The sequence below is a fragment of the Dietzia sp. B19 genome (assembly GCF_014145155.1).
In the GTDB taxonomy this organism is placed as follows: Bacteria; Actinomycetota; Actinomycetes; order Mycobacteriales; family Mycobacteriaceae; genus Dietzia; species Dietzia natronolimnaea.
Window position 1 is genome coordinate 1 of the sequence record NZ_JAALED010000141.1, and the last position, 2526, is coordinate 2526.

Annotated in this window: 4 protein-coding genes and 1 pseudogene; 1 reads left to right on the forward strand and 4 read right to left on the reverse strand. The window is 71.5% G+C overall.

Features of this window, described 5'->3' with window-relative positions:
* Positions 1-519 (reverse strand): annotated as a pseudogene (locus G6020_RS05145) (allantoinase); the annotation flags it as partial.
* 134 nt (positions 520-653) lie between these two features.
* Here G6020_RS05145 and rraA point away from each other — a divergent pair.
* Positions 654-1136, forward strand: a complete 483-nt coding sequence (gene rraA / locus G6020_RS05150; protein ID WP_179524199.1) for a ribonuclease E activity regulator RraA — start codon at positions 654-656, stop codon at positions 1134-1136.
* Positions 1137-1197: 61 nt separating this feature from the next.
* On the opposite strand, the gene G6020_RS05155 is transcribed toward rraA, so the two are convergent.
* The 3 genes from G6020_RS05155 to G6020_RS05165 form a co-directional block, all read right to left on the reverse strand.
* Positions 1198-1581 (reverse strand): hypothetical protein, encoded by a 384-nt coding sequence (locus G6020_RS05155; protein ID WP_182609885.1) that lies wholly within the window; start codon positions 1579-1581, stop codon positions 1198-1200.
* Between the two features lie 98 nt (positions 1582-1679).
* Positions 1680-2225, reverse strand: coding sequence for a hypothetical protein (locus G6020_RS05160; RefSeq protein ID WP_182609893.1), 546 nt, complete (start codon positions 2223-2225; stop codon positions 1680-1682).
* Positions 2226-2230: 5 nt separating this feature from the next.
* Positions 2231-2467 (reverse strand): RNA-binding S4 domain-containing protein, encoded by a 237-nt coding sequence (locus G6020_RS05165; RefSeq protein WP_182609886.1) that lies wholly within the window; start codon positions 2465-2467, stop codon positions 2231-2233.
* Positions 2468-2526: the final 59 nt, after the last annotated feature.

Sequence of the window (2526 nt, forward strand, 5' to 3'; positions counted from 1 at the left end):
GGCGACCTCCTCCGCCGCCGCCGCCAGGTCCTCACTGTTCAGGGTGGGGGTTCCCGCCACGCCCTTCCCGTCCGCCACGGCGGAGATCCCGAACACCCCCCGGTCGAGCAACGCGCCGAGCCGTCCGAGGTTGCCGGGCACCGCGGCGCCCCACAGGCCCACGTCGACGGACGACTCGCCGGTCACCCCCTCCCGCCACCGGTCCACCTGCTCCGGGTCGGTGGCCGACGGGTCGCCGTTCGTCCCGTAGTCGACCACGGTGGTGATCCCCCCGAGGGCGGCCGAACGGGTGCCCACCGCGACGTCCTCGGTGCTCACGTGCGGGTCCACCAGCCCGGGCATCAGAACGACGTCGTCACCCAGATCGATCGTGTGATCACCCGCCAACCCGATGTCCCGTGCCTCGGACCCGGTCCGCACGGAGGAGATCACGCCGCCGTCCACTGCGACCGCCGCCTGCTGGATACGACCGTCGACCACGGCGCGGCGGGCGTGGATCAGGAGCTCGTACCTGGCCACGGATCGGTCCTCCTACGTCTAGACAAATTTCTGTGACACCCTCGGGCGTCATTGTCCCCCACGGCCGAGGTCTTCCGGGGCAGCGTCGCCGGATAGCGTGGAGGGAGACCGAACTCAGACCAGGAGGGCCCGCCATGACCGACACCCCCACCGGATTCGTCCCCACCGCCGACCTCGTCGACGAGATCGGCGAGGGCGTCCGGAGTTGCGACACCCAGTTCCGCGACCTCGGCGGCCGCACCGAGTTCTTCGGCCCGGTCTCCACGGTCCGGTGCTTCCAGGACAACGCGCTGCTCAAGAGCGTTCTGGGTGAGCCCGGAGAGGGTCGGGTCCTGGTGATCGACGGTGATGCGAGTGTGCACACGGCGCTCGTCGGCGACCTCATCGCGGAACTCGGTCGATCCAACGGATGGGCCGGCGTGGTGGTCCACGGCGCGATCCGCGACTCCGCGGTGATCGGCACGATGGACTTCGGGTGCAAGGCCCTCGGGACCAACCCCCGCAAGTCGTCCAAGACGGGCGCCGGGGAGCGGGATGTCACCGTGAGTTTCGGCGGGGTCGACTTCGTCCCCGGCGACATGCTCTACGCGGACTCCGACGGGATCGTGGTGCGCTGACCCCGGCGCGCACCCCACGCCGGGGCGTGGCGGCCGACGGGGTCGCCGAGCGGTCAGCGGATCAGGACGCGCCCGCGAAGGTGCCGACCGAGCCGACCGACAGCTCGCCGATCGAGGCCTCCGGCCCGTAACTGCCCAACGACCCGGGCGCGTACGACCCGGTCGAGTTGGGCACGTCGACGGAGAGGACGACGGACCCGGTGTTGATGAGCGTCGTCAGCAGGTTCATCAGCGAGCCTGTGCCGAGGGAGCCGTAGCCCAGACTGCCGAGCGCGTCGATGGTCGCGGGATCGACCGACATGCACCGGGCGCCGTTCATCGTCTGGATCCACACGCAGAACGGGTCCGTCGGCTCCTCGGGCGCCGCCGTCGCCGACCCGGCCCCGGAGAGCAGGGCGGTGGCCATCAGAGCGGACGACGCCGCGGCGAGCAGGGTGGTGCGCATGTCAGGAAACCTCCGGGTAGGCACCCCACCCGGGCGTGGGGCTGTCCTCACGAAGTGTAACGGGTATCACACCGTCCGCGACCGGCGCCCCGGACGGGTCATGCCTCGCGTCTGATCCACCGCAGGAGCGGGCCGAGGGAGACCCGGTCGGTGAGATCCAGCCCGCCCAGCTCGAGCATCGACTGCTCCTCCGGGGTGAGATCCGGTTTGCGGCGCAGTGCCGCCAGCGCGGTCTTGATCCCCAGCCGCTGCCGGAACCCGAGTTGGTCGGGGGTCACCACGCCGCGCAACTGGAACAGCTTGAGGTCCCGGAGCTGGTCGGCGGAGAACTCGCTCGACATCAGGTCGATCCGGGCGTCGTCGGTGACCGGGGTGGGGCCCACCATGACGACGGCGACCCGGCGACCGGCCTCCACGAGCGCCTCCCAGTTGTCCTTAATGAACCCCGAGCCGCCCAGACCGCCACCCGGACGCATGCCCGTCACCAGGACCACCGTCCCGGCCACCACGAGCTCGGCGGGATCCACGGCGTCGTGGTGGGAGCTGCGGGCGTCGAACTCCTCCGCCACCCAGTCCGCGTAGCGGCGGGCCCCCGGGTCGTCGTCGTGCAGCACCACCGGGGCCGGCACGGCGCCGGACGTCATCTCGTTCACTGAGGCCTCCCCTGCCCGTCACGGGCGACCACGCGGGCCGCGCGGCCACCGAACGCCACCACGTCGCCGTCGGCCAGTCCGCGACCGCGCCGCACGTCGACCTCCCCGTTGACGCTGACCGCGCCCGCCGCGACGGCGTCCTTGGCCTCCGCCCCCGAATCGAGCAGCGAGGCCAGCTTGAGGAACTGGCCGAGCGTGAGCTTGCTGCCCAGATCACATTCGACGTCGTCCACTGGTGGACCGGCCGGCGGTGTCACCCGCGCGGCCCGTCCGCGTCCTGCGATATGGCGGA